At 33.2% G+C, this 23,014-nt stretch carries 24 protein-coding genes, 1 other RNA gene and 1 pseudogene; 16 read left to right on the top strand and 10 right to left on the bottom strand.

Features of this window, described 5'->3' with window-relative positions:
* Position 1: 1 nt before the first annotated feature.
* A complete protein-coding gene (rlmD, locus tag Q0770_RS03795) occupies positions 2-1,453 on the bottom strand; it encodes a 23S rRNA (uracil(1939)-C(5))-methyltransferase RlmD (RefSeq protein ID WP_299114180.1) in 1,452 nt (483 codons plus the stop codon).
* Between the two features lie 151 nt (positions 1,454-1,604).
* On the opposite strand from rlmD, the gene Q0770_RS03790 reads away from it, so the two are divergent.
* The 4 genes and pseudogenes from Q0770_RS03790 to rocD all read left to right on the top strand — a co-directional run bounded on the left by Q0770_RS03790 (position 1,605) and on the right by rocD (position 3,992).
* The gene (locus Q0770_RS03790; RefSeq protein WP_299114178.1) at positions 1,605-1,901 is read left to right on the top strand and encodes an RNA polymerase sigma factor; all 297 of its coding nucleotides are present in this window, start codon (positions 1,605-1,607) and stop codon (positions 1,899-1,901) included.
* A 96-nt stretch (positions 1,902-1,997) separates the two neighbouring features.
* Positions 1,998-2,156 (top strand): annotated as a pseudogene (locus Q0770_RS14710) (RNA polymerase sigma factor); the annotation flags it as partial.
* A complete protein-coding gene (locus tag Q0770_RS03785; RefSeq protein WP_299114176.1) occupies positions 2,146-2,532 on the top strand; it encodes a DUF6768 family protein in 387 nt (128 codons plus the stop codon). The pseudogene Q0770_RS14710 and the gene Q0770_RS03785, both read left to right, overlap by 11 nt.
* Positions 2,533-2,711: 179 nt before the next feature.
* Positions 2,712-3,992 (top strand): ornithine--oxo-acid transaminase, encoded by a 1,281-nt coding sequence (gene rocD / locus Q0770_RS03780; RefSeq protein ID WP_299114174.1) that lies wholly within the window; start codon positions 2,712-2,714, stop codon positions 3,990-3,992.
* A gap of 90 nt (positions 3,993-4,082) precedes the next feature.
* Here rocD and Q0770_RS03775 read toward each other — a convergent pair whose 3' ends face one another.
* Both Q0770_RS03775 and Q0770_RS03770 read right to left on the bottom strand, forming a co-directional pair.
* On the bottom strand, positions 4,083-4,418 hold the full coding sequence (locus Q0770_RS03775; protein ID WP_299114172.1) for a CCC motif membrane protein: 336 nt from the start codon (positions 4,416-4,418) through the stop codon (positions 4,083-4,085).
* An 11-nt stretch (positions 4,419-4,429) separates the two neighbouring features.
* Entirely contained in the window at positions 4,430-4,729 is a 300-nt protein-coding gene (locus tag Q0770_RS03770; protein ID WP_299114170.1) for a DUF2752 domain-containing protein, read from the bottom strand.
* A gap of 43 nt (positions 4,730-4,772) precedes the next feature.
* Between Q0770_RS03770 and Q0770_RS03765 the strand changes: the two genes are divergently transcribed.
* Both Q0770_RS03765 and Q0770_RS03760 read left to right on the top strand, forming a co-directional pair.
* Positions 4,773-4,997, top strand: coding sequence for a hypothetical protein (locus Q0770_RS03765; protein WP_299114168.1), 225 nt, complete (start codon positions 4,773-4,775; stop codon positions 4,995-4,997).
* Positions 4,987-5,547: a Smr/MutS family protein gene (locus Q0770_RS03760; RefSeq protein ID WP_299114166.1), complete on the top strand. Its 561-nt coding sequence runs from the start codon at positions 4,987-4,989 to the stop codon at positions 5,545-5,547. Before Q0770_RS03765 ends, Q0770_RS03760 begins: the two co-directional genes overlap by 11 nt.
* On the opposite strand, the gene Q0770_RS03755 is transcribed toward Q0770_RS03760, so the two are convergent.
* Positions 5,544-6,488 carry a hypothetical protein gene (locus tag Q0770_RS03755; protein WP_299114164.1) on the bottom strand — a complete coding sequence of 315 codons (945 nt, stop codon included), beginning with the start codon at positions 6,486-6,488 and terminating at the stop codon, positions 5,544-5,546. The genes Q0770_RS03760 and Q0770_RS03755 overlap by 4 nt on opposite strands.
* A gap of 87 nt (positions 6,489-6,575) precedes the next feature.
* On the opposite strand from Q0770_RS03755, the gene Q0770_RS03750 reads away from it, so the two are divergent.
* The gene (locus tag Q0770_RS03750) at positions 6,576-7,721 is read left to right on the top strand and encodes a cysteine desulfurase family protein (protein WP_299114162.1); all 1,146 of its coding nucleotides are present in this window, start codon (positions 6,576-6,578) and stop codon (positions 7,719-7,721) included.
* Here Q0770_RS03750 and Q0770_RS03745 read toward each other — a convergent pair.
* Together Q0770_RS03745 and Q0770_RS03740 are read right to left on the bottom strand one after the other, a co-directional pair.
* A complete protein-coding gene (locus Q0770_RS03745) occupies positions 7,718-10,186 on the bottom strand; it encodes a TonB-dependent receptor (protein ID WP_299114160.1) in 2,469 nt (822 codons plus the stop codon). The two genes, Q0770_RS03750 and Q0770_RS03745, sit on opposite strands and share 4 nt — an antisense overlap.
* 11 nt (positions 10,187-10,197) lie before the next feature.
* A complete protein-coding gene (locus Q0770_RS03740; RefSeq protein WP_299114159.1) occupies positions 10,198-11,886 on the bottom strand; it encodes a M23 family metallopeptidase in 1,689 nt (562 codons plus the stop codon).
* Between the two features lie 277 nt (positions 11,887-12,163).
* On the opposite strand from Q0770_RS03740, the gene Q0770_RS03735 reads away from it, so the two are divergent.
* The 4 genes from Q0770_RS03735 (at position 12,164) to rny (ending at position 14,577) form a co-directional block, all read left to right on the top strand.
* Positions 12,164-12,454 carry a hypothetical protein gene (locus Q0770_RS03735; protein ID WP_299114157.1) on the top strand — a complete coding sequence of 97 codons (291 nt, stop codon included), beginning with the start codon at positions 12,164-12,166 and terminating at the stop codon, positions 12,452-12,454.
* Positions 12,455-12,469: 15 nt separating this feature from the next.
* Positions 12,470-12,757 carry a cell division protein ZapA gene (locus Q0770_RS03730; protein WP_299114155.1) on the top strand — a complete coding sequence of 96 codons (288 nt, stop codon included), beginning with the start codon at positions 12,470-12,472 and terminating at the stop codon, positions 12,755-12,757.
* Between the two features lie 60 nt (positions 12,758-12,817).
* A non-coding RNA gene (gene ssrS / locus Q0770_RS03725) (6S RNA) lies at positions 12,818-12,943 on the top strand.
* A gap of 56 nt (positions 12,944-12,999) precedes the next feature.
* A complete protein-coding gene (gene rny / locus Q0770_RS03720; RefSeq protein ID WP_299114154.1) occupies positions 13,000-14,577 on the top strand; it encodes a ribonuclease Y in 1,578 nt (525 codons plus the stop codon).
* A gap of 53 nt (positions 14,578-14,630) precedes the next feature.
* On the opposite strand, the gene xerD is transcribed toward rny, so the two are convergent.
* A complete protein-coding gene (gene xerD, locus Q0770_RS03715) occupies positions 14,631-15,539 on the bottom strand; it encodes a site-specific tyrosine recombinase XerD (protein WP_299114153.1) in 909 nt (302 codons plus the stop codon).
* Between the two features lie 214 nt (positions 15,540-15,753).
* On the opposite strand from xerD, the gene Q0770_RS03710 reads away from it, so the two are divergent.
* Together Q0770_RS03710 and aroQ are read left to right on the top strand one after the other, a co-directional pair.
* Positions 15,754-16,296 (top strand): hypothetical protein, encoded by a 543-nt coding sequence (locus tag Q0770_RS03710; protein WP_299114151.1) that lies wholly within the window; start codon positions 15,754-15,756, stop codon positions 16,294-16,296.
* A gap of 78 nt (positions 16,297-16,374) precedes the next feature.
* Complete coding sequence (aroQ, locus tag Q0770_RS03705; RefSeq protein ID WP_299114148.1) at positions 16,375-16,791, top strand: type II 3-dehydroquinate dehydratase; 417 nt, start codon at positions 16,375-16,377, stop codon at positions 16,789-16,791.
* A 72-nt stretch (positions 16,792-16,863) separates the two neighbouring features.
* Here aroQ and lpdA read toward each other — a convergent pair whose 3' ends face one another.
* Complete coding sequence (gene lpdA, locus Q0770_RS03700) at positions 16,864-18,240, bottom strand: dihydrolipoyl dehydrogenase (RefSeq protein WP_299114146.1); 1,377 nt, start codon at positions 18,238-18,240, stop codon at positions 16,864-16,866.
* Positions 18,241-18,346: 106 nt separating this feature from the next.
* Here lpdA and Q0770_RS03695 point away from each other — a divergent pair, with 106 nt between their 5' ends.
* Entirely contained in the window at positions 18,347-19,630 is a 1,284-nt protein-coding gene (locus Q0770_RS03695) for an NAD(P)/FAD-dependent oxidoreductase (protein ID WP_299114144.1), read from the top strand.
* On the opposite strand, the gene Q0770_RS03690 is transcribed toward Q0770_RS03695, so the two are convergent.
* Positions 19,631-20,182 carry a DUF1572 family protein gene (locus Q0770_RS03690; RefSeq protein WP_299114142.1) on the bottom strand — a complete coding sequence of 184 codons (552 nt, stop codon included), beginning with the start codon at positions 20,180-20,182 and terminating at the stop codon, positions 19,631-19,633. It lies immediately after the preceding gene.
* Positions 20,179-20,664: a peptide-methionine (R)-S-oxide reductase MsrB gene (msrB, locus tag Q0770_RS03685; protein ID WP_299114140.1), complete on the bottom strand. Its 486-nt coding sequence runs from the start codon at positions 20,662-20,664 to the stop codon at positions 20,179-20,181. Before msrB ends, Q0770_RS03690 begins: the two co-directional genes overlap by 4 nt.
* Positions 20,665-20,785: 121 nt before the next feature.
* On the opposite strand from msrB, the gene Q0770_RS03680 reads away from it, so the two are divergent.
* Both Q0770_RS03680 and Q0770_RS03675 read left to right on the top strand, forming a co-directional pair.
* Positions 20,786-21,613 (top strand): M48 family metallopeptidase, encoded by an 828-nt coding sequence (locus Q0770_RS03680; protein WP_299114138.1) that lies wholly within the window; start codon positions 20,786-20,788, stop codon positions 21,611-21,613.
* A 68-nt stretch (positions 21,614-21,681) separates the two neighbouring features.
* A complete protein-coding gene (locus Q0770_RS03675) occupies positions 21,682-23,007 on the top strand; it encodes an MFS transporter (RefSeq protein ID WP_299114136.1) in 1,326 nt (441 codons plus the stop codon).
* The last annotated feature ends 7 nt before the right edge of the window (positions 23,008-23,014 follow it).

The raw sequence follows: 23,014 nt of genomic DNA, 5'->3' as shown, positions 1-23,014 counted from the left end.
TTTATTTCTCAAATAAAACTACAGTTTCAATATGTGATGTATGCGGAAACTGGTCTACTAAACTAAACTTTTTTATGTTATATCCAGCATGCATCAATTGCTCTGTATCTCTAGCTTGAGTTGATGGGTTACAAGATACATAAACCAATCGTTCCGCATTGAGGTTTATTATTTTTTTAAGAGTCTTTGGCGAAATCCCAGCACGTGCTGGATCCAAAATAATTGTTCGGATTTTGTTTTCGTATTCGGGATGTTCGCTTAAAAATTTACCAACATCTGCGGCATAAAATTTTAAACCTTCAATACCGTTACGCTTGGCATTTTCTTTTGCGTCTTCTATAGCTGAAACTACAATATCTACACCTACAATTTTTGCATTTTCACTTCTCGATGCAAGAATTTGACCAATTGTTCCTGTGCCACAAAATAAATCCATAACAACAGTATTGTCTATGGCTTCTTTATTCTCTAAAGCATAATCAATAACTTTGGTGTAGAGTTTTTCTGCGGATTTTGGATTGGTTTGAAAAAAGCTTTTCATACTTATTTCAAAGTTAAGATTTAGTAACTCTTCAACGATTTTATCTTTACCATAAATCAAGTTAATACTACCTGTTGTGGCAATAGTCCGGTCACCAACTTCGTCATTAATAGTATGTAATAAACCAGCAACGCGGTCACCAAAAAGCGCAACCAAATAGTTTGCAAATTTGTCTAAATCAAACTGAGGTAAATCATAAGATGTTGTTACTAGATTAAATAATAGTTTATTAGTCTTATAAGATTTACGGACTACAAAATACCTGAAGAAACCTTCTTTTTTTGGAGCATGCCAAGGCGCTAAACCTGTATCCTGGCAATAGTTTCTAATGTCTTTTAGATTATTTTCAAATTCGGCATCAAATAAACCAGAATCATTATTTAGATTATCACCACACCACCAAGTTCCTCGCTTTTTAAATCCTAAAGTAAACTCGTCAACATCAGTTTTTAACTCATGATTGTAACCAATTGCAGAAAATCCATATTCCATTTTATTTCTGTAATGAAACGTGTTTGGCGATGTTACAAATTCATCAAACTTATCTTCTATATCAGCTACTTTACCTATACGCTTAAAGAGTTCTATAGTACTCTGTTTTTTATATGCGTGCTGTTTTTCAATTGGTAATTTTATATATGGCGCACCAGGTATATCTTGATATGGCACATCTATTTCATCTTCTGAAGGTTTTAGAACTTCAAACAACTTACATTCTGCGTAAGTCTTACTAGATTTTTTAACTTGAGCTTTAACCAATTGCCCAGGTAGAGTATTAGGCACAAAGACTACAAATTCGCCATGTTCATTTCTTATGCGTGCAATTCCTTTTCCGCCGTAGGCATAATCTTCTATTAAAAGTTCAAGGACTTGTCCGCGTTTTACAAATTTGTTTCGTTCTCTCCGTGGCATCTATTAAAAATTAGATTGCAAAGATAATTGCATTTTGTAATAATTGGTTCATAATTTTATTTTCCGTTTTAGATTATATTTAATCTTATCTTTCTATAGATTGAACCTTTTATGGTCTTTCCCGTCATTAGTAATAGAAACCCAATCTAAAATGCCAACAAGACAGAATCAATGTGATACCTCCTTAATCCAAAGATTACAATCTGGTGATAAAAGCGCACTTGCTTTTTTAGTCAAAAAATGGCATAAGTTATTTTGTGAAAAGGCATATTGGTTGGTTAGAGACAAAGACGTTGCAAAAGATATAGCGCAAGAGAGTTGGTTGGTAATAATTAACAAAATTAATGAACTTAAAAACCCTGAACAGTTTAAGTATTGGGCATATAGAATTGTTGTAAATAAATCTACTGATTGGTTACGTGTACAATCTAGACAACAAAAAAAATAGTAAGACTTAATATTGATATCAAATCCGACGATAATTATTCAGAAAATCAACAATTAAAGAGCGAGATGTCAAAAGCTATAAAAAGATTTACCTCATAGCCAGAAAGTGGTTGTTCAGCTTTTTTATTTGCAAGAATACAGTTTAAAACAAATAAGTGAAATGCTTGATATATCTATAGGAACTGCAAAGTCACGCTTGTTTTATGCCAGAGAGAAATTAAAAACAATTTTAAAAACTAGGAATTATGAAAACTAATATGGAAGACATAGACAAACTAATAAAAGAGACTTTAACAGAAGAAGAAGTAAAGTTTTATGATGAGTTAGAAGAGCAAAATATTTTGGATATGATTTGGGGTCTATTTAGAGGAAAGCACAAATGGATTATTATATTAATGAATGTTATGACTTTAGTGTTTTTTGCATTATCAGTGTATTGCGTTGTCAATTTTTTTAATACTAATGAGACAATTGAATTATTAAAGTGGGGATTTGGTAGCATTGTGTTTTTGCTTGGAGTTAGTATGATTAAAATATTTGTTTGGATGCAAATGGATAAAAATGCCTTGCTAAGAGAATTGAAGCGTTTAGAATTGCAAGTCTCATCTTTGTCTCATAAAATTTTGGAATAGTGTTTTTAACCAAAAGGATTATTTAGTAATTTGCAAGCCCTAGGGATGATTTCTTTCCCACGCTGAATTTTCGGACTTCTCGAAAGGATAAAGGTAGAACAGGAACTCGCTAAGCGAGATTTGGCACATACTGACTCTTGACTTAGTTTAAGTGAATTTTTAACTAAAAAACTTTTAGAATGGCTGTTTTAGACCAATTAACATCGCAACAAGCGATAGATTTAGAAAACAAGTACGGAGCCCACAATTACCATCCGTTACCAGTAGTATTAAGTAGAGGTGAAGGCGTTTACGTCTGGGATGTAGAAGGAAAGAAATATTATGATTTCCTGTCTGCATATTCTGCAGTAAACCAAGGGCATTGCCATCCAAAAATTGTTGGCGCAATGACTAATCAAGCACAAACATTAACATTAACGTCACGTGCGTTCTATAATGACATGTTAGGTAAGTTTGAAAAATTTGCAACTGAAACTTTTAATTTCGATAAGCTGTTACCAATGAACACTGGTGCTGAAGCTGTAGAGACTGCGTTAAAGCTATGCAGAAAATGGGCTTACGAAGTCAAAGGCATTAATGAAAACGAGGCACAAATTATAGTTTGCGAAAATAATTTTCATGGACGTACGACAACGATTATTTCTTTTTCGAATGACCCTGTAGCTCGTAAAAACTTTGGACCATACACAGATGGGTTTATTAAGATTGAGTATGATAACCTTCAGGCTTTAGAAGATGCTCTTAATAGCAATACTAACGTTGCAGGTTTTTTAGTTGAGCCAATTCAAGGTGAAGCAGGTGTTTACGTACCTAGTGAAGGTTATTTGGCTGCTGCTAAGGCTTTATGTGAAAAACATAATGTACTATTTATTGCAGATGAAGTACAAACTGGTATTGCTCGTACAGGACGTTTATTAGCTACTTGTGGTAATTGTTCTTGTGCAGATAAGCATTGTTCAGGTACTCCAGAAGTAAAAGCTGATATTTTGATTTTAGGAAAAGCCTTATCTGGTGGGGCTTATCCGGTTTCTGCAGTTTTAGCAAATGATAATATTATGAATGTTATTAAACCTGGGAATCATGGTAGTACATTTGGTGGTAATCCTGTAGCAGCTGCTATTGGAGTTGCGGCTCTTGAGGTTATTAAAGATGAAGAGTTAGCACATAATGCTGAAGAGTTAGGTAAAGTATTTAGAGCAGAATTATCAAAATATATTGAAACTAGCACTATTGTTAATGGTGTTAGAGGTAAAGGCTTGTTAAATGCTATTTTAATTAACGATTCTGAAGAAAGTGACACGGCTTGGAACATTTGTCTTAGACTTAGAGATAATGGCTTATTGGCAAAACCAACACACGGAAATATTATCCGTTTTGCACCACCTTTAGTGATGAATAAAGAACAACTATTAGATTGTGTTTCTATAATTATATCGACACTTCAAGAATTTGAAGTTTAAATAAAAATAACTATTAAATAAAAAAGCCTTTTCAATCCCAATAGCTGTCGGGAGAAAAGGCTTTTTTTATTTTATAAGGTTTGTAATATGTTAACCTTGGTTTCTTTGTGCTTCTTCTATAATTTCAGTGATTTTTTCCATGTAAACATCCCAGCCACCCATTGCTTGTATTGAGTAAATTGACCATGCTAAGTATAAAATATTAATTATAAGTATTACAAGTGCTACAATTTTTGCAGTTTTCATAGCCTTGGCCGAATCTAAATCGTATGCATCAGGATTATCTGCAACTTTATTTATTTGAGTATGTGCAATAAAATATGCGGCACCAGCTAATATAAAGCCCAATCCGCCGAAACAGCAACATAATAAACCGATTATTGCTAATACATAGACTAAGGCGGGATTTAATTTTTCTTTTTCCATTTTAATATTTTTTAGTTGATTAAGGTTTTAATAGTAAAGCTTACCATAATTGTAGCTACAGTAACAATAGCCAAAATAGTAATTATTTTATTGAAATATTTTATTTTTTTAAAAATGTTAATCCCTATTACAGCAAACAACCCTATTAAAGGATAGATGGCAGGATACATGTAGAATGCGGCAATAAATTCGCCATGAAACAGAAGATGTAGAGACCGCTGAATACCACAACCCATACAGTCAAAACCAAAAAGGCTTTTATTAAGACATGGTAGCATATAATCTTCAATTTGTAGAAGGAGTAGCTTCATATTTCAAATATAAATGTTTTAAAGAATAGATTACTTTTGTAGTATGAATTTATCTAGATATATCAATATCATTTGCATTATCCTTGGTGGAGCAGTAGCTATATACGCTAATGCGGAAGAGGAACAAAACATTTACGTTTTAGTAGGAGGTATTGTGCTTTTAATGTTTGGTATTTATAGAATCTCAAGAGGTGTACCTAGTAAGTTTGATAACCCTCAAGAAGAAACGTTTGTAAAAACTGAATATATCGAAGAGGATGAAGATTAAAGTAGGAGATACTGTCGAAACTATTGACGATGCTATTAAAGGTACTGTCACCAAAGTTAATGGTAATACCGTTATTATTGAAAGTGAAGATGGTTTTGAATTTGAGTTTGCTAAAAGGGAATTGATAAACCTTAATACCGACGAATCCATCAACTTAGGGTCTTTAACCAATCGCAGTATTAAAGATATAGCTATAGAAAAAGAAGGCTCTAAAAAAAGAAAGCTCCCAAACACCAAACCTAAAAAGCGTCATAGACCAACTTTTGTGGTCGATTTACATATCCATCAGTTAACAGATTCTACAAAAGGGATGACTAATTTTGACATGCTGAATTTGCAATTAGATACTGCTAGAGGTCAATTAGAATTTGCAATTAGAGAACGTATGCCTAAGATGGTATTTATTCATGGTGTTGGAGAAGGCGTACTTAAACAAGAGTTACATACGGTTTTAAGACGTTATAATAACGTTACGTTTTATGATGCTGATTATAAAGAATATGGTTTAGGAGCTACTGAAGTAAAGATATTTCAGAATGTAGCTTCTTAGTTTTGCGGAACTGTAAATGATGTTATTAAAGTCCCCAAGTTTATTACATCTTGTCTAAGAATTTCTAAATCTATTTCTTTTATAATAAAACTGGTATTTACTGTTCTTGTATAGATATTATCTGAAGTATTACCTGGACTACCATAACTTATAGTCTCTATAGTATTTAGATAATGAGGAACTTGTATATTATCTGCATTATTTCCCAAATCATCTCTAGGATTCATGTCACCATCTTCATCTTCTTCTATTGTTGGAATCAAATCACCATCATCATCAGTGTCTAGATAATCTGGGATATCATCACCATTAACTAAACCAAAATCACTATTCAGTGGATTAGTAGTTGGGTCATCATCACCATCTGTATTATCAATTTCATTAATAGTTTTTACGTTATCATTATCGTCATCCTCATCCAAATAATCAAAAATACCATCTCCATCTGTATCTAGTGAATCTGAAAAATCACCGTCACCATTTGGGTCTGCACCTTCAAAAGCGGTTGGTACACCATCGTTGTCATCATCAGTTACAGTAACTGTAACTTCTGCAGTACCAGACATGGCTTCGTAATCTTCAAGAATTATTAAATCTGCAGGCGTTAATGTGTTACAGAATTCTTGGTTAGTCTCTGTATCAACAATATCTCTATTATATGTTCTATATATAAATCGTGTTGAAGTACCATTTATGGTCAACATAGTTGGTGTACCTTCTGGAGTTGGGTCAGTAAATAATGACTCGTTACCAGTTCGAGGAAAAAGTAAAGACAGCGATTCGCTTGGGTCATTTCTTAAATCATAAACGATATAAGATTCTGTATTGTTTTCGCAAATGCTTAATTGTTGGTCAAATGATAAGTCAACAGTTATAATATCACCATCATCACAAGATGTCATTAAAAATACAGCAAATAAAACCACAAAAATATTACGCATAAGCTCTTCAGTTTTCAACAAAAATAATCCATTTATAAAATTATAACGTGGCTTACATAAAATAATTTTATGCTTTACTTTTGCAATATGAAAAATATCTACCTTGATAACGCTGCAACGACTGCTTTACGTCCAGAAGTCATAGATAAAATGACAGAAGTTTTGCATGACAACTATGGAAATGCTTCATCTACACATAGCTTTGGTCGCTCATCAAAATCTATTATGGAACAATGTCGTAAGACTATTGCATCCTATTTTAATGTATCTGCGGCTGAGATAATTTTTACTTCTGGTGGCACAGAAGCCGATAACTTGGCATTAAGAAGTGCAGTAAGAGATTTAGGTATAACTGAGATTATTACTTCAAAAATTGAACATCATGCAGTTTTGCATACTGCAGAGCAATTACAAAAAGAGTATGATATTAAGGTTTCATACATACAATTAGATGAAAACGGAACAGTAGATTACAACCATCTAGAGGTATTATTAAAAGGTGATGCTAAAAAACTAGTAAGCTTAATGCATATTAATAATGAGATTGGTAATATTTTAGATATTAAGCGTGTTGCAGATTTATGCAAAGCTAATAATGCTTTATTTCATACAGATACGGTACAATCTGTTGGACATTATCACATAGATTTACAAGACATCAAAATTGACTTTATGGCAGCAAGTGCTCATAAATTTCATGGACCAAAAGGTGTGGGTTTTTGCTTTATAAGAAAAGAGTCTGGATTAAAGCCTTTAATTTTTGGAGGAGAGCAGGAGCGAGGTTACCGAGCTGGCACTGAGAGTTTGCATAATATTGTAGGTATGGATGAAGCATTAAAATTCGCATATCAAAATATAGAAACTGAAAGTGCTTATATCAAAGATTTAAAGCAGTATTTTATTGATAGTTTAAATAATAACCTTGAAGGTTGTCATTTTAATGGTACATCAGGAGATTTAGATAAAAGTACTTACACATTAATCAATGTTTGTTTGCCATTACCGCCAGAAAAAGCAGCGATGCTTCAATTTCAATTGGATTTAAAAGGGATTGCGTGTTCTAAGGGTAGTGCTTGCCAAAGCGGAAGCTCCATGGCGTCACATGTATTATCTGCCTTTTTACCTAAAGAACGTCTACAACGCCCATCAGTACGCTTTTCTTTAAGTAAATACAATACCAAAGAAGAGATAGATTATGTGGTGGATACGCTTTGTGAGTTTGCGAAATCTTAAAGTCTAGCTGACAGTCTCACATTAAATACTCTAGGTGTTAAAAAGTTAGGTATGGCAAATTGGCGTTTACTATTAACATCTCTTACCCAAGTATTGGTAATAGCATTTTGGTTATTGAACATGTTATAGATTTCAATACCTAAAGACAAGCTTCTAAAGCTTTGCTTCCATTTTGATGAGTAGGTCTTTTCAGGATTTACTATTTCGTAGGACATTCCTAAATCTGCACGTCTGTAATCTCGTAGTCTAAATTGAAAATCATAGGGGTCCGCATAACTTGGTGAACCTCCAGGTAATCCTGTATTGTATACTAAGTTGAGATACATTTTTAAGTCAGGCATATTAGGCACATAATCTTGAAAAAGGACACCAAATTTTAGACGTTGATCCGTAGGTCTTGATATATAACCACGATTATCAATATTCTCTTCAGTTTTAAGATAGCCAAAACTAAACCATGATTCAGTTCCAGGTACAAACTCACCATTCAAACGCATATCTAAACCATATGCATAAGCTTTCGCATTATTATTGGCACGATAGCGAATACGAACATTCTCTAAAGTATAGGGATTTACATCTGACAATCCTTTGTAATAAGCTTCAGTGACTAATTTAAATGGCCTATCCCACATTTTAAAACTATACTCATTCCCTAAAACAACATGAAAAGATTTCTGCGCTTTTACATTAGGTTGAACAATTCCTGAAGAATCTCTTAGTTCTCTGTAAAAAGGCGGCTGGTAATACAAACCTCCAGCAACTCTAAATAGCATATCGCTTTCCCAATTGGGCTTTATAGCAAATTGTGCGCGAGGACTAAAAACGGTTTGAGAATTACTTTCTAAGCCTTCTCCAGATACATTCCAATTGTGTGCTCTTACTCCGATGTTGTAATACGCATCATGTTCTCCAATCTTTGTACTCTTTTTATATTGAAGAAAGGCTTGAATTCGGTCTATCTTTACTTGATTAAATGCTCTGATATTCTGAAACGCCACTAATGGACCATTAAAAGGGACATCTGGTTGAAAGTTAGGTTGTGTAAGAATTGGAGGTCTAATCGAGAAGCCTGCAGAATCAATAACTTCAGATTCAACTAGGCGGTCGCGGATATCTTCACGCGTATATTTTACTGACCACTCAAGGTTACTATCCTCATTAATATTATAATCACCACGATGTTCTAGATTATAGATAAGTGCGTCTAAATCATTACGTGCTCTTGTCAACTGCGAACCTATGCCTTCACTAAATTCTACTTCTCCTAAATCGTCATCGCCTATATTAGTATTCACTTCTCCAAGACGGTATTGTGCAAAAATGTCAAAATACTCCTGTTCAGTAGCATGATATGCGGAACCAATAAGTTTTAAAGTGGTTTTGTTGTTCAAGAAATAGTTGGCCTTAAAAGCTCCAAAATAGGTTTGGTATTCGGTTTGTTCTTGGCCTTCATAAAACACTAACAAAGCAACAGGCTCGTCTATTGTACCAAAATTTGTTTGCCTGTTTTCTGGTTCAAAATTATATTGGTTTAAGGAGATGTTTCCTAAAAAATTCAAATGAAATTTATCAGAAAAACGATAGGTCAAATATGTTTGGGCATCTGCAAAAACAGGTTCTACATTACCATTAGTTTCAAGACTATTTAATACAAGGCTATTGTCTCTGTAACGAACACCAGTAATACTCGAAAACTTACCATCTTTAGATGCTGTTTCAACTGCTAGGCTTCCGCCTAAAAGACTTAAATCTGTACTAACACCAAACTTTGATGGTTTTTTGTATGTGATATCTAATACTGAAGATAGCTTATCTCCATAGCGCGCTTGAAACCCACCGGCAGAAAAATCTACATTTGAGACCAAATCCGTATTTACAAAACTCAAGCCTTCTTGATTTCCAGAACGTATAAGAAATGGACGATAGACTTCAATCTCATTGACATAGACTAAATTTTCATCAAAATTTCCACCACGAACAGAATATTGTGTACTTAATTCATTAGAAATGTTAACACCAGGAAGTGTTTTTAAAATATTCTCTACACCTGGTTGAGCACCTTTTATGGTTCTGATGACTTTAGGCGAAATCGTAACAACACCATCACGATTTTGACGTGTGTTACTATTAATAACAACAACAGCTATTTGTTCAACATCTGTTTTTAAGACTGGGTTATATTCAATCTCACTGCCATTTTTTAAATTAAATTTTGCTTCAACACGTTTGTGTGATAAATGTGTGAAAATAACAGTTACTTCAGTATTAGCAGTAATTTTTAATTCATAAAAGCCATTAGCATTGGTTGTGGCACCTTGCCCAGTACTAGCTTTAATGTTAACACCTTCAATTGGAACATTATTTTCATCGAGAATAATCCCTCTAATTGTTGCAGTCTGCGATATGGCTATAAATGAAGCGAATAAAAAGAATATTAGAAGTAAGTTTTGTAGAGGTTTCAAATAGTTAGGTTTTATTTTCTGAAAAATGTCGCTTCAAATGTAGAACTATTTCCAACATTATCAGTTACAATAATTTTTAAATTGTTTTCTGTATCAGTAACGACATTATCATTAAAATCGTGTGTTAGTGTATTGGTTTTGTAGTCGTATTCCATCAAAATCCATTTACCATTTACTGTAGCTCTATATTTAGATATTCCTGATAAGTCGTCACTTATCTTCACTTTTAGATATCGGTATTTACTTAACCACTTTTTGTTGGTGAAATTTATAGGTTTAATCTCTGGAGAAATAGTATCTGTAGCCAAAGTATAAAGCCCTAAGGTTTTACTTCTTGCAGTCAATGTATCTCCTTTACGTTTAGTACTCACATAACTTGGTTTTTTATAATAACCATAAAGTCTAGCAATAAATAATTTGCTTTTGTCTACATCCTTATATTTGCTAATGTCATAATTAACTACAAAGCTTTTTTGTAACGGCACTGTATCTTTATGGAGGTAAATAGTATCACAGCTAGCCTTAAAATCCATTAAAACATCTTGATAGACTGTATTTGTGTAAAACGTAACTTGCATATTCTGCTCTTTTAAAACAGTTGTATCTTGATTTTTTATTAAGTGCTTATCTGTAGCGGTTGTATCATTTTTAATTTTTACTGTTTTTAGTTTTCCAGCAATTGGTATTTTTAATTGAGTCGTATTGTTTTTGTAGTCTTTGATATCGATTCTGTAAACTGAAGATGTACTATCTTCTACTTTAATGTAGCCATTATCAACTACATTTTTATACATACTTAATGGATTGTTCTCTTCAACAAATAGTTTTTGACTTCGCGTCTTTTTAGTTTTCCATAGTTCAAAATCGACATAGCGGTTAAGGTGTTTTGTTTCACTAAAGCTAAAACGTTTAAAATCCATTTCAAACACTTTATTACCGTTTAAAAAAGACGAAATATTACTTACACCATTATTATTTGGTGCTAAATCCTGCTTATCGTAACTCACAACGCCAAATCCAATATCTCCATAAGCAGTAATCTTTTCTACTTTATAATCTCCATTTTTCTTTGGGATAAGACGTAGTGGAATTCTTTCATTTTTACCATTAATAAAAGAGTTCTCGTTTTTTGGGTAGGCATAAACCGAAGAAATAAAAGGTTTTTTACTGTCTTTAATATCAATACCAAAGAGCATTGGGTTTATAGGTCGTTCAGCATTATCTCTAATTTCAAAATGCAAATGCGGACCACCAGAACCTCCTGTATTTCCTGAAAATGCTATGACTTCATCAGTATCAACCAATAGCTCTTTAGTACTAGGAAACATCTCAACTTCATAACTCTCTTTTTCGTATTGACACTCTTTAATGTAGGCTTCTATTCTAGGTGAAAATTTTTTAAGATGCCCATAGACAGTTGTATAACCATTAGGATGTGTAACGTAAAGGGCTTTTCCATAGCCATAATGTGATATCTTAATTCTACTCACATAACCCATAGCTGAAGTGTATACTTTGAGTCCAGTTTTCCGTTGTGTTTTTATATCAAGTCCTGAATGAAAATGATTTGACCTCAATTCTGCAAAAGTACCAGACAGCACAAGAGTAATATCCAAAGGGTCTCTAAAATAATCTTGAGGGTATTCGGATTGTGAATATAAACTTGAGCTAATTAAGAAAAAGAGAAGAATTTTTTTCATTTAGGATTCCATTGAGGCTAAAATATTAATTTGAATGTGAATGTCAAACGTTGAAACTGTATTATTTTTAATACAGAAATTTAAAGTTTTTGTTTGAAACCTTGAACATTTAATAAAGAAAATTATCATTTGCGGGTATAATTAAAGCTTCTTTTATCCATGATAATTTCTTAACGTTTTAATCTTATTGATGTTATGTAAATCAAAAATAATTGTAAAACAATTGGGTTTTTAGATTAGGTATGTTAACTTTGTTACATAGTGTTGTAAGACGCAAATGAGTAAAATTGAAGACATTGTTGATACGTTAGAAAACCGAATTTCAAAGGTTTTGCACAAGCAAGAAGTGCTTAAACAAACAAATGCAAAACTTTCGGAACAATTAGAAAGCTATCAAAAGCAAGTTCTTGAATACCAGGAACAAATAAGCGAATGGTCTGATAGATATGAAACACTCAAAACAGCAAATGCAATGCTTGGTAGTGACGAAAATAAACGAGAAACAAAGCTCAAAATAAATTCACTAATCAGAGATATTGACCATTGTATTGCGCAATTGTCTGAGTAGTGTAAAACATAGTGGATGTCAAATCAGCTTAAAATAAAAATTTCAATAGCTAATCGTGTATATCCATTGACAATAAATCCAAGCCAAGAAGAAGGTTTGCGTAAAGCGGCAAAGAAGATTGAGGCAATGATTGGACAATTTGAGCAAAGCTACTCTGTAAGAGATAAGCAAGATGTATTAGCCATGTGTGCGTTACAATTTGCAGCTCAAGTAGAGCAAAAAACAATAGACAAAGAATATGTAAATGAAGAAGTTCAGGAAAAGTTAGAAGCTTTAAACGAACTTTTGCATAACCATATTTAACTCGTACGTTCTTTAAAATAAACAAAGGTTACTGCCTACATTAGTTATATTTTTTGATAAACTCAACGTTAATTCTTTAAAAAGGGTGAGTTGAAGTTGTAAAATCGCGCTGCTGTTTCTATTCATTTAGAATCTAGGCAGATTTTTGAGCAGCTTGTTAGCCCTAAACTTGTTTTTAAGGAGTTTATACAGAATCCAAAACTGATGTAGGCTTTTTTTATATACTAAACTAAACTATAAACATGGACACTAACACTATTATATATATTGCTGGAGCGGTTGTTTTGGGATTGGTAATTGGCTTTATAATAGCTAAATCCTTAGAAAAAGGAAAAGCTTCAAAATTAATATCTGAAGCAGAGAGCGAGTCTAAAACCATTCTTAAGCAAGCTAAATTAGATGCAGATGCATTAAAGAAAGACAAAATACTCCAAGCCAAAGAAAAATTTATAGAGCTTAAAGCCGAGCATGAAAAAGTAATTTTGTCGAGAGATAAAAAAATGGCTGAAGCTGAGAAGCGAATTAGAGACAAAGAATCTCAGATTTCTAACGAACTATCCAAAGCAAAAAAATCTAATCAATCTCTAGAAGATAAAATTAAAGATTATGATTTTAGACTTGAGTTTGTAGAAAAGAAAAAAGATGAACTAGAAAAGGCACATAGAAGCCAAATTAAACAGTTAGAAGTCATATCTGCATTATCTGCCGATGAAGCAAAAGAGCAATTGGTAGAGTCGCTTAAAGAGGAAGCTAAGACAGATGCTATGGCTTTTGTGCAAGATAGAGTAGAAGAAGCGAAACTTACTGCACAGCAAGAGGCCAAAAAGATTATTATAAATACTATTCAGCGTATAGGTACAGAAGAAGCTGTTGATAATTGTGTCTCTGTATTTAATATTGAATCTGATGATGTAAAAGGACGTATTATTGGTCGAGAGGGTCGTAATATTCGTGCCATAGAAGCAGCAACAGGGGTTGAGATTATTGTGGACGATACACCAGAAGCTATTATTTTATCTTGTTTTGACTCTGTTAGACGTGAGATTGCACGTTTGTCATTGCATAAATTAGTGACTGATGGACGTATTCACCCAGCACGTATTGAAGAAGTAGTGCGTAAAACACAAAAGCAAATTGAGCAAGAAATTATAGAAGTTGGTAAACGTACTGTTATCGATTTAGGAATTCATGGATTACATCCAGAATTGATTAAGATGGTAGGTCGTATGAAGTACCGTTCTTCTTATGGACAAAATTTATTACAACACTCACGTGAAGTCGCAAAACTTTGTGGTGTTATGGCAGCAGAATTAGGATTAAATCCAAAATTAGCCAAACGTGCAGGTTTATTACACGATATTGGAAAAGTACCAGATGCAGAGGCAGATGTAGAAACACCTCATGCTATTTTAGGTATGAAATGGGCTGAGAAACATGGTGAAAAACCAGAAGTTTGTAATGCTATTGGTGCCCATCATGACGAGATAGAGATGACCACATTGCTGTCACCAATTATTCAGGTTTGTGATGCAATTTCTGGAGCACGTCCAGGTGCAAGAAGACAAGTATTAGATTCTTACATACAACGTCTTAAGGATTTAGAAGCTGTAGCTTTTGGTTTTTCTGGTGTTAAAAAAGCTTATGCAATACAAGCAGGTAGAGAATTACGTGTAATTGTGGAAAGCGAAAAAGTGTCTGATGATAAAGCTGCTAGTTTATCTTTTGAGATTTCTCAGAAAATACAAACAGATATGACATATCCTGGTCAGGTTAAAGTTACTGTGATTAGAGAAACTAGAGCAGTCAATATAGCTAAATAAAATACTCTGTAGTATATAGAAAATAAAATAGCACTCTAACTTAGAGTGCTATTTTATTTTCTAGGATGAAAGGTGTTTATAACCTTATTTAGATGAGATTTGTCAATATGCGTGTATATCTCTGTTGTAGTAATACTTTCATGGCCAAGCATCATTTGTATAGCTCTTAAATCTGCACCATTTTCTAGCAGATGTGTTGCAAATGAATGTCTAAGTGTATGTGGAGATACTGTTTTTTCAAGCCCAATTTGGGCTACAAGTCTTTTAATAATAGTAAATACCATTGCTCGTGTAAGCTTGTTCCCTTTATAATTAAGAAATAAAATATCTTTTGCTTCTGGGTTGATATCAACGTGATTCCTGATATCTAACCAAATATTTATTAAATTTTGTGTAGTTCTTCCGATAGGCACAAAACGTTCTTTATTGCCTTTTCCGCTTACTTTAATAAATCCTTCGTCAAAATATAAATCCGAGATTTTTAAATCAGTTAGTTCACTAACGCGCAAGCCACAGCTATAAAGACTCTCCAAAATAGCCTTATTGCGATGACCTAGGTTTACACCTCTAAACTCATAGCTTAAGTCTATAGCGGATATAATATTATCTATATCTTCAACCGAAAGTGTATCTGGAAGTTTACGACCTAATCGAGGCGATTCAATTAAATCTAAAGGGTTTGTTTCTCTGTAGTTTTCAAAAACTAAGTAATCAAAGAAATTTCGTAATCCAGAAATAATCCGAGCTTGAGTTCTTGGGCTTAAATCTTTTGATATTTTATAAATGAATTGCTGAACATCATCTTTTTTTATAGCAATTGGGGATACAGAATTTGAGTTATTATTTAGAAAAGAAATTAATCGTTTAATGTCATATTCATAGTTGTCAATAGTATTATCAGATAGCCCTCTTTCTAGCTTCAAATAGTTCTTAAAATCAACAAGATAAGCGCTCCATTTCATCGTTTACACGTATGTATTTACCGTTGAAAGTACACTTTTTTTAAGAATATTATTTAGCATACTTCTAAATTGTTAATAACATAATTCTTAATTAATTGATTTTCAATATTTTAAAAAATGTGTTCATAAAAATGTTAATAAACCTAAACTAATGCTTTATTTTTAAATGAAAAAGTGTTTAGTTTGTACTATCAATTTTAAAAACTTATTAATTATGAAAAAATTATTTTTTGCAGTTTTAACTGTATTTGCGTTTAGTTTTTCTAACGCTCAAGATGAAGGTGGTTCAGCTACTTCAGAAGGTACTTGGCTAATTGAAGCTAATACTGGTAATGCAATGCTTGGTTCTACTTCTTTCATGTTTGCTTCATCGGATGGAACTTCTCAGTACAATCTAGGTTTAGATGGAGGATACTTCATTGCTGATGACCTTGCTATTAAAGCTGGTTTAGGTTTTGGTGGGATTAGTCCTGATGTAGGAGATAATGTAAGTGCATTTTCATACAGACTAGGGGCTAAGTACTATCTAGGTGGTGAGTTTCCTATCGGAGTAGATTTAACTGGAGCTTCAGGTGATGGTGCTGAGAACGGTGCTGGTGAAACTCCGTTATGGTTAGGTCTTCAAGGAGGATATGCTTGGTTTGTTGCAGATAATATTGCAATTGAGCCAGGATTACGTTATAACTTATCTTTAAATGAAGATTTTACTGATGAGGGTGTTTTCCAATTTAACATTGGTTTTACATTATTCTTATAATCAGAATAATAGATAAATATTAAAAACCGAGGCTTTAGTCTCGGTTTTTTTATGTCCAATTTTTAATACCTTTACTTTATGAAGAAGATTATTATTATTAATGGTCCAAATCTTAATCTGCTTGGAAAGCGAGAACCTGAGATTTATGGCAATCAGACCTTTAAAGATTATTTCGAATTACTTAAGCATCACTTTGAAGGTATAGAATTAGAATACTATCAAAGTAATATAGAAGGCGAACTCATTAATAAATTACATGAAATTGGTTTCTCTTATGATGGTATTATTATAAATGCTGGAGCTTATACACATACTTCGATAGGTATTGGAGATGCTATTTCCGGTATTAAAACTCCAGTTATTGAAGTCCATATATCAAACACCTATTCAAGAGAAGAGTTTAGGCATAAATCTTTTATTGCGCCTAATGCAAAAGGTATTATTATTGGCTTTGGTCTTAAAAGTTATGAGCTGGCTGTAAACAGCTTGATATAATTACAGTAAAAAATAAAAAAAGCGACTCTACTTAAGAGTCGCTTTTTTTTGATAGTATATATTTTGCTTTATTTACAGATGAATAACTTCATCGTAAGCATCTGCAACAGCTTCCATAACGGCTTCGCTCATGGTTGGATGAGGATGTACAGCTTTTAATACTTCGTGCCCTGTAGTTTCAAGTTTACGACCTAAAACAGCTTCAGCAATCATATCTGTAACACCAGCACCAATCATGTGGCAACCTAACCATTCGCCATATTTAGCATCAAAAATCACTTTTACAAAACCATCTTTATTACCACCAGCGCTTGCCTTTCCTGAAGCAGAGAATGGGAATTTTCCGATTTTCACATCAAGACCTTGTTCTTTAGCTTGAGCTTCAGTTAAACCAACACTCGCTATTTCTGGCGAGCAATAGGTGCAACCAGGAATGTTTCCGTAATCTAAGGCTTCAACATGTTGTCCAGCGATTTTTTCAACACATAATATGCCTTCAGCTGACGCGACATGAGCTAAGGCTTGACCAGGTGTTACATCACCAATGGCATAGTAACCAGGAATGTTAGTTTGGTAATAATCGTTTACTAAAATTTTATCTCTATCTACAGCAATACCTACATCTTCTAATCCTATATTTTCTATATTAGATTTAATACCTACAGCAGACAAAACGATATCAGCTTCTAGGATTTCTTCTCCTTTTTTAGTTTTTACAGTCGCTTTAACACCTTTACCAGATGTATCTACCGAAGTCACTTCAGCAGAGGTCATAATCTTAATTCCAGATTTTTTAAAGCTACGCTCTAATTGTTTTGATACTTCATCATCTTCTACAGGAACTATTTTTGGCATATACTCAACGATGGTTACTTCTGTGCCCATTGAGTTATAGAAATATGCAAACTCAACTCCAATAGCGCCAGATCCAACAACAATCATTTTCTTTGGTTGAGTAGCCAGCGTCATAGCTTGACGATAACCAATCACTTTTTTACCATCTTGCGGTAAACTTGGTAACTCACGAGAACGAGCTCCAGTTGCTACAATGATGTGATCAGCTGAGTATTCAGTTCCATCTACATCAATCTTTTTTCCAGGTTTTAATTTTCCGAAACCTTCTATGACATCAATCTTATTTTTTTTCATTAAAAATTTAACGCCATTACTCATACCATCAGCAACACCTCGGCTACGTTTTACCACAGCATCAAAATCATGCTGTGCATCGGTAACTTTTAAGCCGTAATCCTCAGCATGTTTAAGATATTCGAAAACTTGAGCAGATTTTAATAGGGCTTTTGTTGGAATACAACCCCAATTCAAGCATACACCACCTAAACTTTCTTTTTCTACAACTGCAGTTTTAAAACCTAATTGAGAAGCTCTAATTGCTGTAACATAACCTCCTGGGCCACTTCCTAAAACTATGATATCGTATTTACTCATGCGTAAGTTTTTTAGTTGAAATTTTAAGCTACGAATTTACAAAATCGAATTAGAATAATGAATTTAGTGCCTCATAAATTCATTATCTTTACAAAATATAGTTCATATGAATATTCCCAAGACAAGTTTTCCTAGAATTGTAATTATTGGCGGTGGTTTTGCAGGTATAGCGTTAGCAAAAAAATTAGCAAAACAAGAAGTACAAGTTATACTTTTAGATAAGAATAATTATCACACTTTTCAACCATTGTTATATCAGGTTTCTACTGGAGGATTAGAACCTGATTCCATTGCATATCCTATTAGAAAAATATTGAAAGATTTCCCTAATTTTTACTTTAGATTAGCTAATGTAGAGAGTATTAATCATCAGGATAAACTAGTAAATACTAACATAGGTGAACTAAGTTTTGATTATTTAGTCATTGCTTCTGGATCACAAACCAATTATTATGGTAATAGTGAGATAAAAAAACATAGTATGGCTATGAAGACCATACCACAATCACTTAATTTAAGAAGTTTAATACTCGAAAATTTTGAAGATGCCTTATTGACTCCTGATTTGAATGAGCGGAATGCATTAATGAATTTTGTAATAGTTGGAGGAGGCCCTACTGGTGTAGAATTGGCTGGAGCCTTAGCAGAAATTAAAAAAGGTATTTTACCTAAAGATTATCCAGATTTAGATACACGTTTAGCTCAAATACATATAGTTCAGGGTGAGAATCGTCTATTGTATGGTATGAGTCATAAATCTTCGGAAAAAGCAGAGAAATTTTTAGAGAAATTAGGAGTTCATGTTTGGAAGAATCTAAGAGTAACAAATTATGATGGTACTACTGTGACAACCAATAGTGAGGTTTCGTTTGAAGCAGCTACTGTAGTATGGGCAGCAGGAGTAAAAGGAGCTACTATTAATGGTATTAATGCAAAGGACTTAATAGGGCCAGGGAACCGCGTTATGGTTAACGAGTATAATCAGGTAAAGGGGTTTTTAGATATTTTTGCAATTGGGGATATCGCATTTATGAAGACCAAAAAATTCCCCAATGGGTTACCAATGGTTGCTCAACCTGCCATACAGCAAGGCAGACTTTTAGGAGAAAATTTGATAAGAATCGTAAAAAAGAAACCACTAAAACCATTTGTATATAAGGATAAAGGCTCAATGGCAACAATAGGTCGTAATAAGGCTGTAGTAGATCTAAAAAGATTTAAGTTTCAGGGTGTTTTTGCTTGGTATGTGTGGATGTTTGTACACTTGTTCTTTATAATCGGATTCAGAAACCGTATAATAGTATTTATCAATTGGGTATACAACTATATTAGATTTGATAGAGAAGCTCGATTAATCATACGACCTTATAAAAAGAGTCATAAATCTTAGTCACAAATCTTCAGTAAAATGTCTTCGGCCTTTTTCTTTTTGGAATTTATCTTTGTTATAATCTTTAGACTTCCCTTTAGGAATAGATAGAGATTTCCAATTGTTGCCTTTAATTAGTTTACCTAAAAAAACTATTTGCCCTACATGATAGGCGTAATGCATCATTTGCCTATTTATAGCTTCTGTAACAGTGTGTCCTTGATTTCGGATGTAAATAATTGTATTTAAATTATCCTCAACCAAAGGATTAATAGCATCAAATAAGCAATTCCAGCCTTTATTCCACAAGTCGATTAATTCATCTTTAGAGGAGAATGTATTAATAAACTCTTGATCTCTTTGTCTCCATTCTTTTTCACCATCTTCATTTAAAAAATTTGTCCAACGGCTAAGCATATTGCCTGCTAAATGTTTTACGATAAGGGCAATTGAATTTGAATCATCAACAAATTCTTTTTGTAATTCTTCAAATGACAGTTGTGAGATAGTTTTGTCTCCAAGGTCTTTGTAGTATTGAAATTGTTTTATAGAGCTTGATAAATAGCTTTTCATTCTTTTTCAGAAGGTATAAACTTAAGTGCTACACCATTTATACAATGACGTTTTCCAGTAGTTTTAGGACCATCATTAAAAACATGTCCTAAGTGCCCTCCGCATGTTGCGCAATGTTCCTCGGTTCGTGCATAACCAACGTTGTAATCCGTTGAGAAGTCCACATTACCTTTAATTTCTCTATCAAAGCTTGGCCAACCTGTTCCAGAATCAAATTTATGCTCGCCTTTAAATAAAGGTGTATCACAAGCAGCACAATGGTAAACACCTTTCTCATAGTTTTTGTTAAGAGGGCTTGTAAAAGGACGCTCAGTTCCTGCTTCTCTTAAGACATAATATTGTATATCAGATAGCTGATTCTTCCATTCAGAATCTGTTTTGGTAATTGGGAATTCTTTTTTTTCTTTCTTTTTAGAGTTTTGAGCAGAACCGTTACAACTCAAAAAAAGACTTATTACAGCAAATAGAGTAATTTTTTTCATAACAACATTTAAATTTGATCTTTATATAAATATACATTCAAAGTCGAATTTGAAGGTTTTAGTTTACAGATTTTAACATGATTTTTGTATTTTTAAAAAAATTGAAAAACCATTTACTATAATGAATATTAAAAAATCTATAGCCATATTAGGACTTGTTTTAGTCTTTATTTCATGTGCTACAAACCCTTTTACAGGGAAGAAAACAATGGCTTTTGTATCTAACGCACAGTTATTTCCCACTTCTTTTGCACAGTACAATCAAGTTTTAAACGAAAATAAAGTTGTGACCGGTACAAAGGATGCCGAAATGATAAAACGTGTTGGACAACGTATTGCAGTCGCTGCAGAGCGTTGGTTAAATGCAAATGGAAACCAAGGTTATCTTAAAGACTACAAATGGGAATACACTTTAATAGATTCTGAACAAGTGAACGCTTGGTGCATGCCTGGCGGGAAAATTGCTTTTTATACAGGGATTTTGCCTATAGCAGCAAACGAAACAGGAGTAGCTGCAATTATGGGGCATGAGGTTGCCCATGCACTTGCAAATCATGGACAACAACGTATGAGTGCTGCTTATCTTCAACAAGGTTTGGCATTAGCAGGAAATGTAGCACTAGCTAATGATCCTAAAAGCAGGAACATTTTTAACCAATCTTATGGTGTAGTTTCTAATGTTGGAGGAATGTTGCCTTTTAGTCGCTCTCATGAGACTCAAGCTGATGAAATAGGATTGCGATTGATGGCATTAGCAGGCTATAACCCTGATGAAGCTTCTGAGTTATGGAAGCGTATGAAGGCAAAAAGTGGTGGGCAAGCACCGCCAGAATTTATGAGTACTCATCCTAGTAATGATACACGTATAGCAAACTTGAAACAATGGGCACCAGCTGCAAAGCAAGAAGCTGCAAAATTTGGAGTTACAGAATTTAGACCAATAAATTAATCTTTGGATAATAATATATTGTTTACTTTAGAAGCCGTTCATTATGAATGGCTTTTATTTTTATTTATATGAAAAAAACATTAGAAAAAGGAAGTAAAAAACTCATTAATGCATGGGCATTTTACGATTGGGCCAATTCGGTTTATTCTTTGGTAATAAGCACAGCTGTTTTTCCAATTTATTATGATGGTATGACATCAGCTATGGCTAATAACAATGGCGAAATTGAATTCTTGGGAACACTATGGAATTCAACAACATTATTAAATTATACTATAGGATTTTATATGCTAGTAGTAGCGTTTATTTCTCCAATATTATCTGGTATTGCCGATTATACAGGGAATAAGCTCAAGTTTCTTAAGTTCTTCTGTTTACTAGGTTCTCTCTCAGTGGCTTACTTATTTTTCTTTAAAGATACGAATACGCTTTGGGTTGGAATTTTATGTACAATTACTGCAGGTATAGGTTTTTGGGGAAGTATTGTTTTTTATAATGCTTATTTACCTGAGGTTGCCCATCCAGAACAACAGGACAATGTAAGTGCTAAAGGATTTATATATGGGTATTTAGGTTCTGTATTATTACTTATTATAAGTCTTGTACTAATAGAAACTGAAGTTTTTGGCCTTTATGATAAAGCATTTGGTTCTCGAATAACTTTTTTATTAGTTGGTGTTTGGTGGATTGGTTTTGCACAAATCACATACAAAAGACTTTCCAAATTAAATGTAAGTGAGCATCAGAAAACGTCTAGTCAATCTATAATCTGGAGCGGTTTTAAAGAGTTAAAAACAGTTGCTAATGAGATAGTGGGTTATCCGCAATTAAGAACATTTTTAATTTCTTTCTTTCTTTTTAGTGTAGGCGCCCAAACGATTATATATATGGCTGGAATTTTTGGCAGTAATGAATTGGGATTGCCAACAATGAATTTAATACTTACAATTTTAGTCGTACAACTAGTTGCAGTGGTAGGTGCTTATTTATTTTCTAGATTATCTAATAGAATCGGAAATATAAAAACTCTAAAAATCACTATAGCAATATGGTGCTTGGTCTGCTTTATAGCATTTATGATTGATAAATCGCAAGAAAACGTTGAGTTATATTTTTATGGTCTCGGAGGTTTACTAGGCCTGGTTTTAGGAGCTATTCAATCTATTTCTCGCTCTACGTATTCAAAATTATTACCGGAAACAACAGATACTGCGACCTATTTTAGTTTTTATGATGTGACTGAAAAGATTGCTATAGTTTTAGGTATGATTGTTTTTGGGTTACTTATTTCAATTACGGGTTCTATGCAGTGGTCTGTGCTAAGTTTAGGCGTATTTTTTCTAATTTCATTTCTTGTATTAAGCACCATAGAAAAGACGAAATATGTAAAATAATAGTATG

Origin of the sequence: uncultured Winogradskyella sp. (assembly GCF_947501905.1) — a bacterium.
Taxonomy (GTDB): Bacteria; Bacteroidota; Bacteroidia; order Flavobacteriales; family Flavobacteriaceae; genus Winogradskyella.
This window is presented reverse-complemented; position numbering and strand designations above follow the sequence as displayed.

Bases quoted from the DNA above. Each gene is read 5' to 3' on its own strand.
- rlmD (WP_299114180.1), bottom strand. From the start codon at position 1,453: ATGCCACGGAGAGAACGAAACAAATTTGTAAAACGCGGACAAGTCCTT.
- Q0770_RS03790 (WP_299114178.1), top strand. From the start codon at position 1,605: ATGCCAACAAGACAGAATCAATGTGATACCTCCTTAATCCAAAGATTA.
- Q0770_RS03785 (WP_299114176.1), top strand. From the start codon at position 2,146: ATGAAAACTAATATGGAAGACATAGACAAACTAATAAAAGAGACTTTA.
- rocD (WP_299114174.1), top strand. From the start codon at position 2,712: ATGGCTGTTTTAGACCAATTAACATCGCAACAAGCGATAGATTTAGAA.
- Q0770_RS03775 (WP_299114172.1), bottom strand. From the start codon at position 4,418: ATGGAAAAAGAAAAATTAAATCCCGCCTTAGTCTATGTATTAGCAATA.
- Q0770_RS03770 (WP_299114170.1), bottom strand. From the start codon at position 4,729: ATGAAGCTACTCCTTCTACAAATTGAAGATTATATGCTACCATGTCTT.
- Q0770_RS03765 (WP_299114168.1), top strand. From the start codon at position 4,773: ATGAATTTATCTAGATATATCAATATCATTTGCATTATCCTTGGTGGA.
- Q0770_RS03760 (WP_299114166.1), top strand. From the start codon at position 4,987: ATGAAGATTAAAGTAGGAGATACTGTCGAAACTATTGACGATGCTATT.
- Q0770_RS03755 (WP_299114164.1), bottom strand. From the start codon at position 6,488: ATGCGTAATATTTTTGTGGTTTTATTTGCTGTATTTTTAATGACATCT.
- Q0770_RS03750 (WP_299114162.1), top strand. From the start codon at position 6,576: ATGAAAAATATCTACCTTGATAACGCTGCAACGACTGCTTTACGTCCA.
- Q0770_RS03740 (WP_299114159.1), bottom strand. From the start codon at position 11,886: ATGAAAAAAATTCTTCTCTTTTTCTTAATTAGCTCAAGTTTATATTCA.
- Q0770_RS03735 (WP_299114157.1), top strand. From the start codon at position 12,164: ATGAGTAAAATTGAAGACATTGTTGATACGTTAGAAAACCGAATTTCA.
- Q0770_RS03730 (WP_299114155.1), top strand. From the start codon at position 12,470: ATGTCAAATCAGCTTAAAATAAAAATTTCAATAGCTAATCGTGTATAT.
- rny (WP_299114154.1), top strand. From the start codon at position 13,000: ATGGACACTAACACTATTATATATATTGCTGGAGCGGTTGTTTTGGGA.
- xerD (WP_299114153.1), bottom strand. From the start codon at position 15,539: ATGAAATGGAGCGCTTATCTTGTTGATTTTAAGAACTATTTGAAGCTA.
- Q0770_RS03710 (WP_299114151.1), top strand. From the start codon at position 15,754: ATGAAAAAATTATTTTTTGCAGTTTTAACTGTATTTGCGTTTAGTTTT.
- aroQ (WP_299114148.1), top strand. From the start codon at position 16,375: ATGAAGAAGATTATTATTATTAATGGTCCAAATCTTAATCTGCTTGGA.
- lpdA (WP_299114146.1), bottom strand. From the start codon at position 18,240: ATGAGTAAATACGATATCATAGTTTTAGGAAGTGGCCCAGGAGGTTAT.
- Q0770_RS03695 (WP_299114144.1), top strand. From the start codon at position 18,347: ATGAATATTCCCAAGACAAGTTTTCCTAGAATTGTAATTATTGGCGGT.
- Q0770_RS03690 (WP_299114142.1), bottom strand. From the start codon at position 20,182: ATGAAAAGCTATTTATCAAGCTCTATAAAACAATTTCAATACTACAAA.
- msrB (WP_299114140.1), bottom strand. From the start codon at position 20,664: ATGAAAAAAATTACTCTATTTGCTGTAATAAGTCTTTTTTTGAGTTGT.
- Q0770_RS03680 (WP_299114138.1), top strand. From the start codon at position 20,786: ATGAATATTAAAAAATCTATAGCCATATTAGGACTTGTTTTAGTCTTT.
- Q0770_RS03675 (WP_299114136.1), top strand. From the start codon at position 21,682: ATGAAAAAAACATTAGAAAAAGGAAGTAAAAAACTCATTAATGCATGG.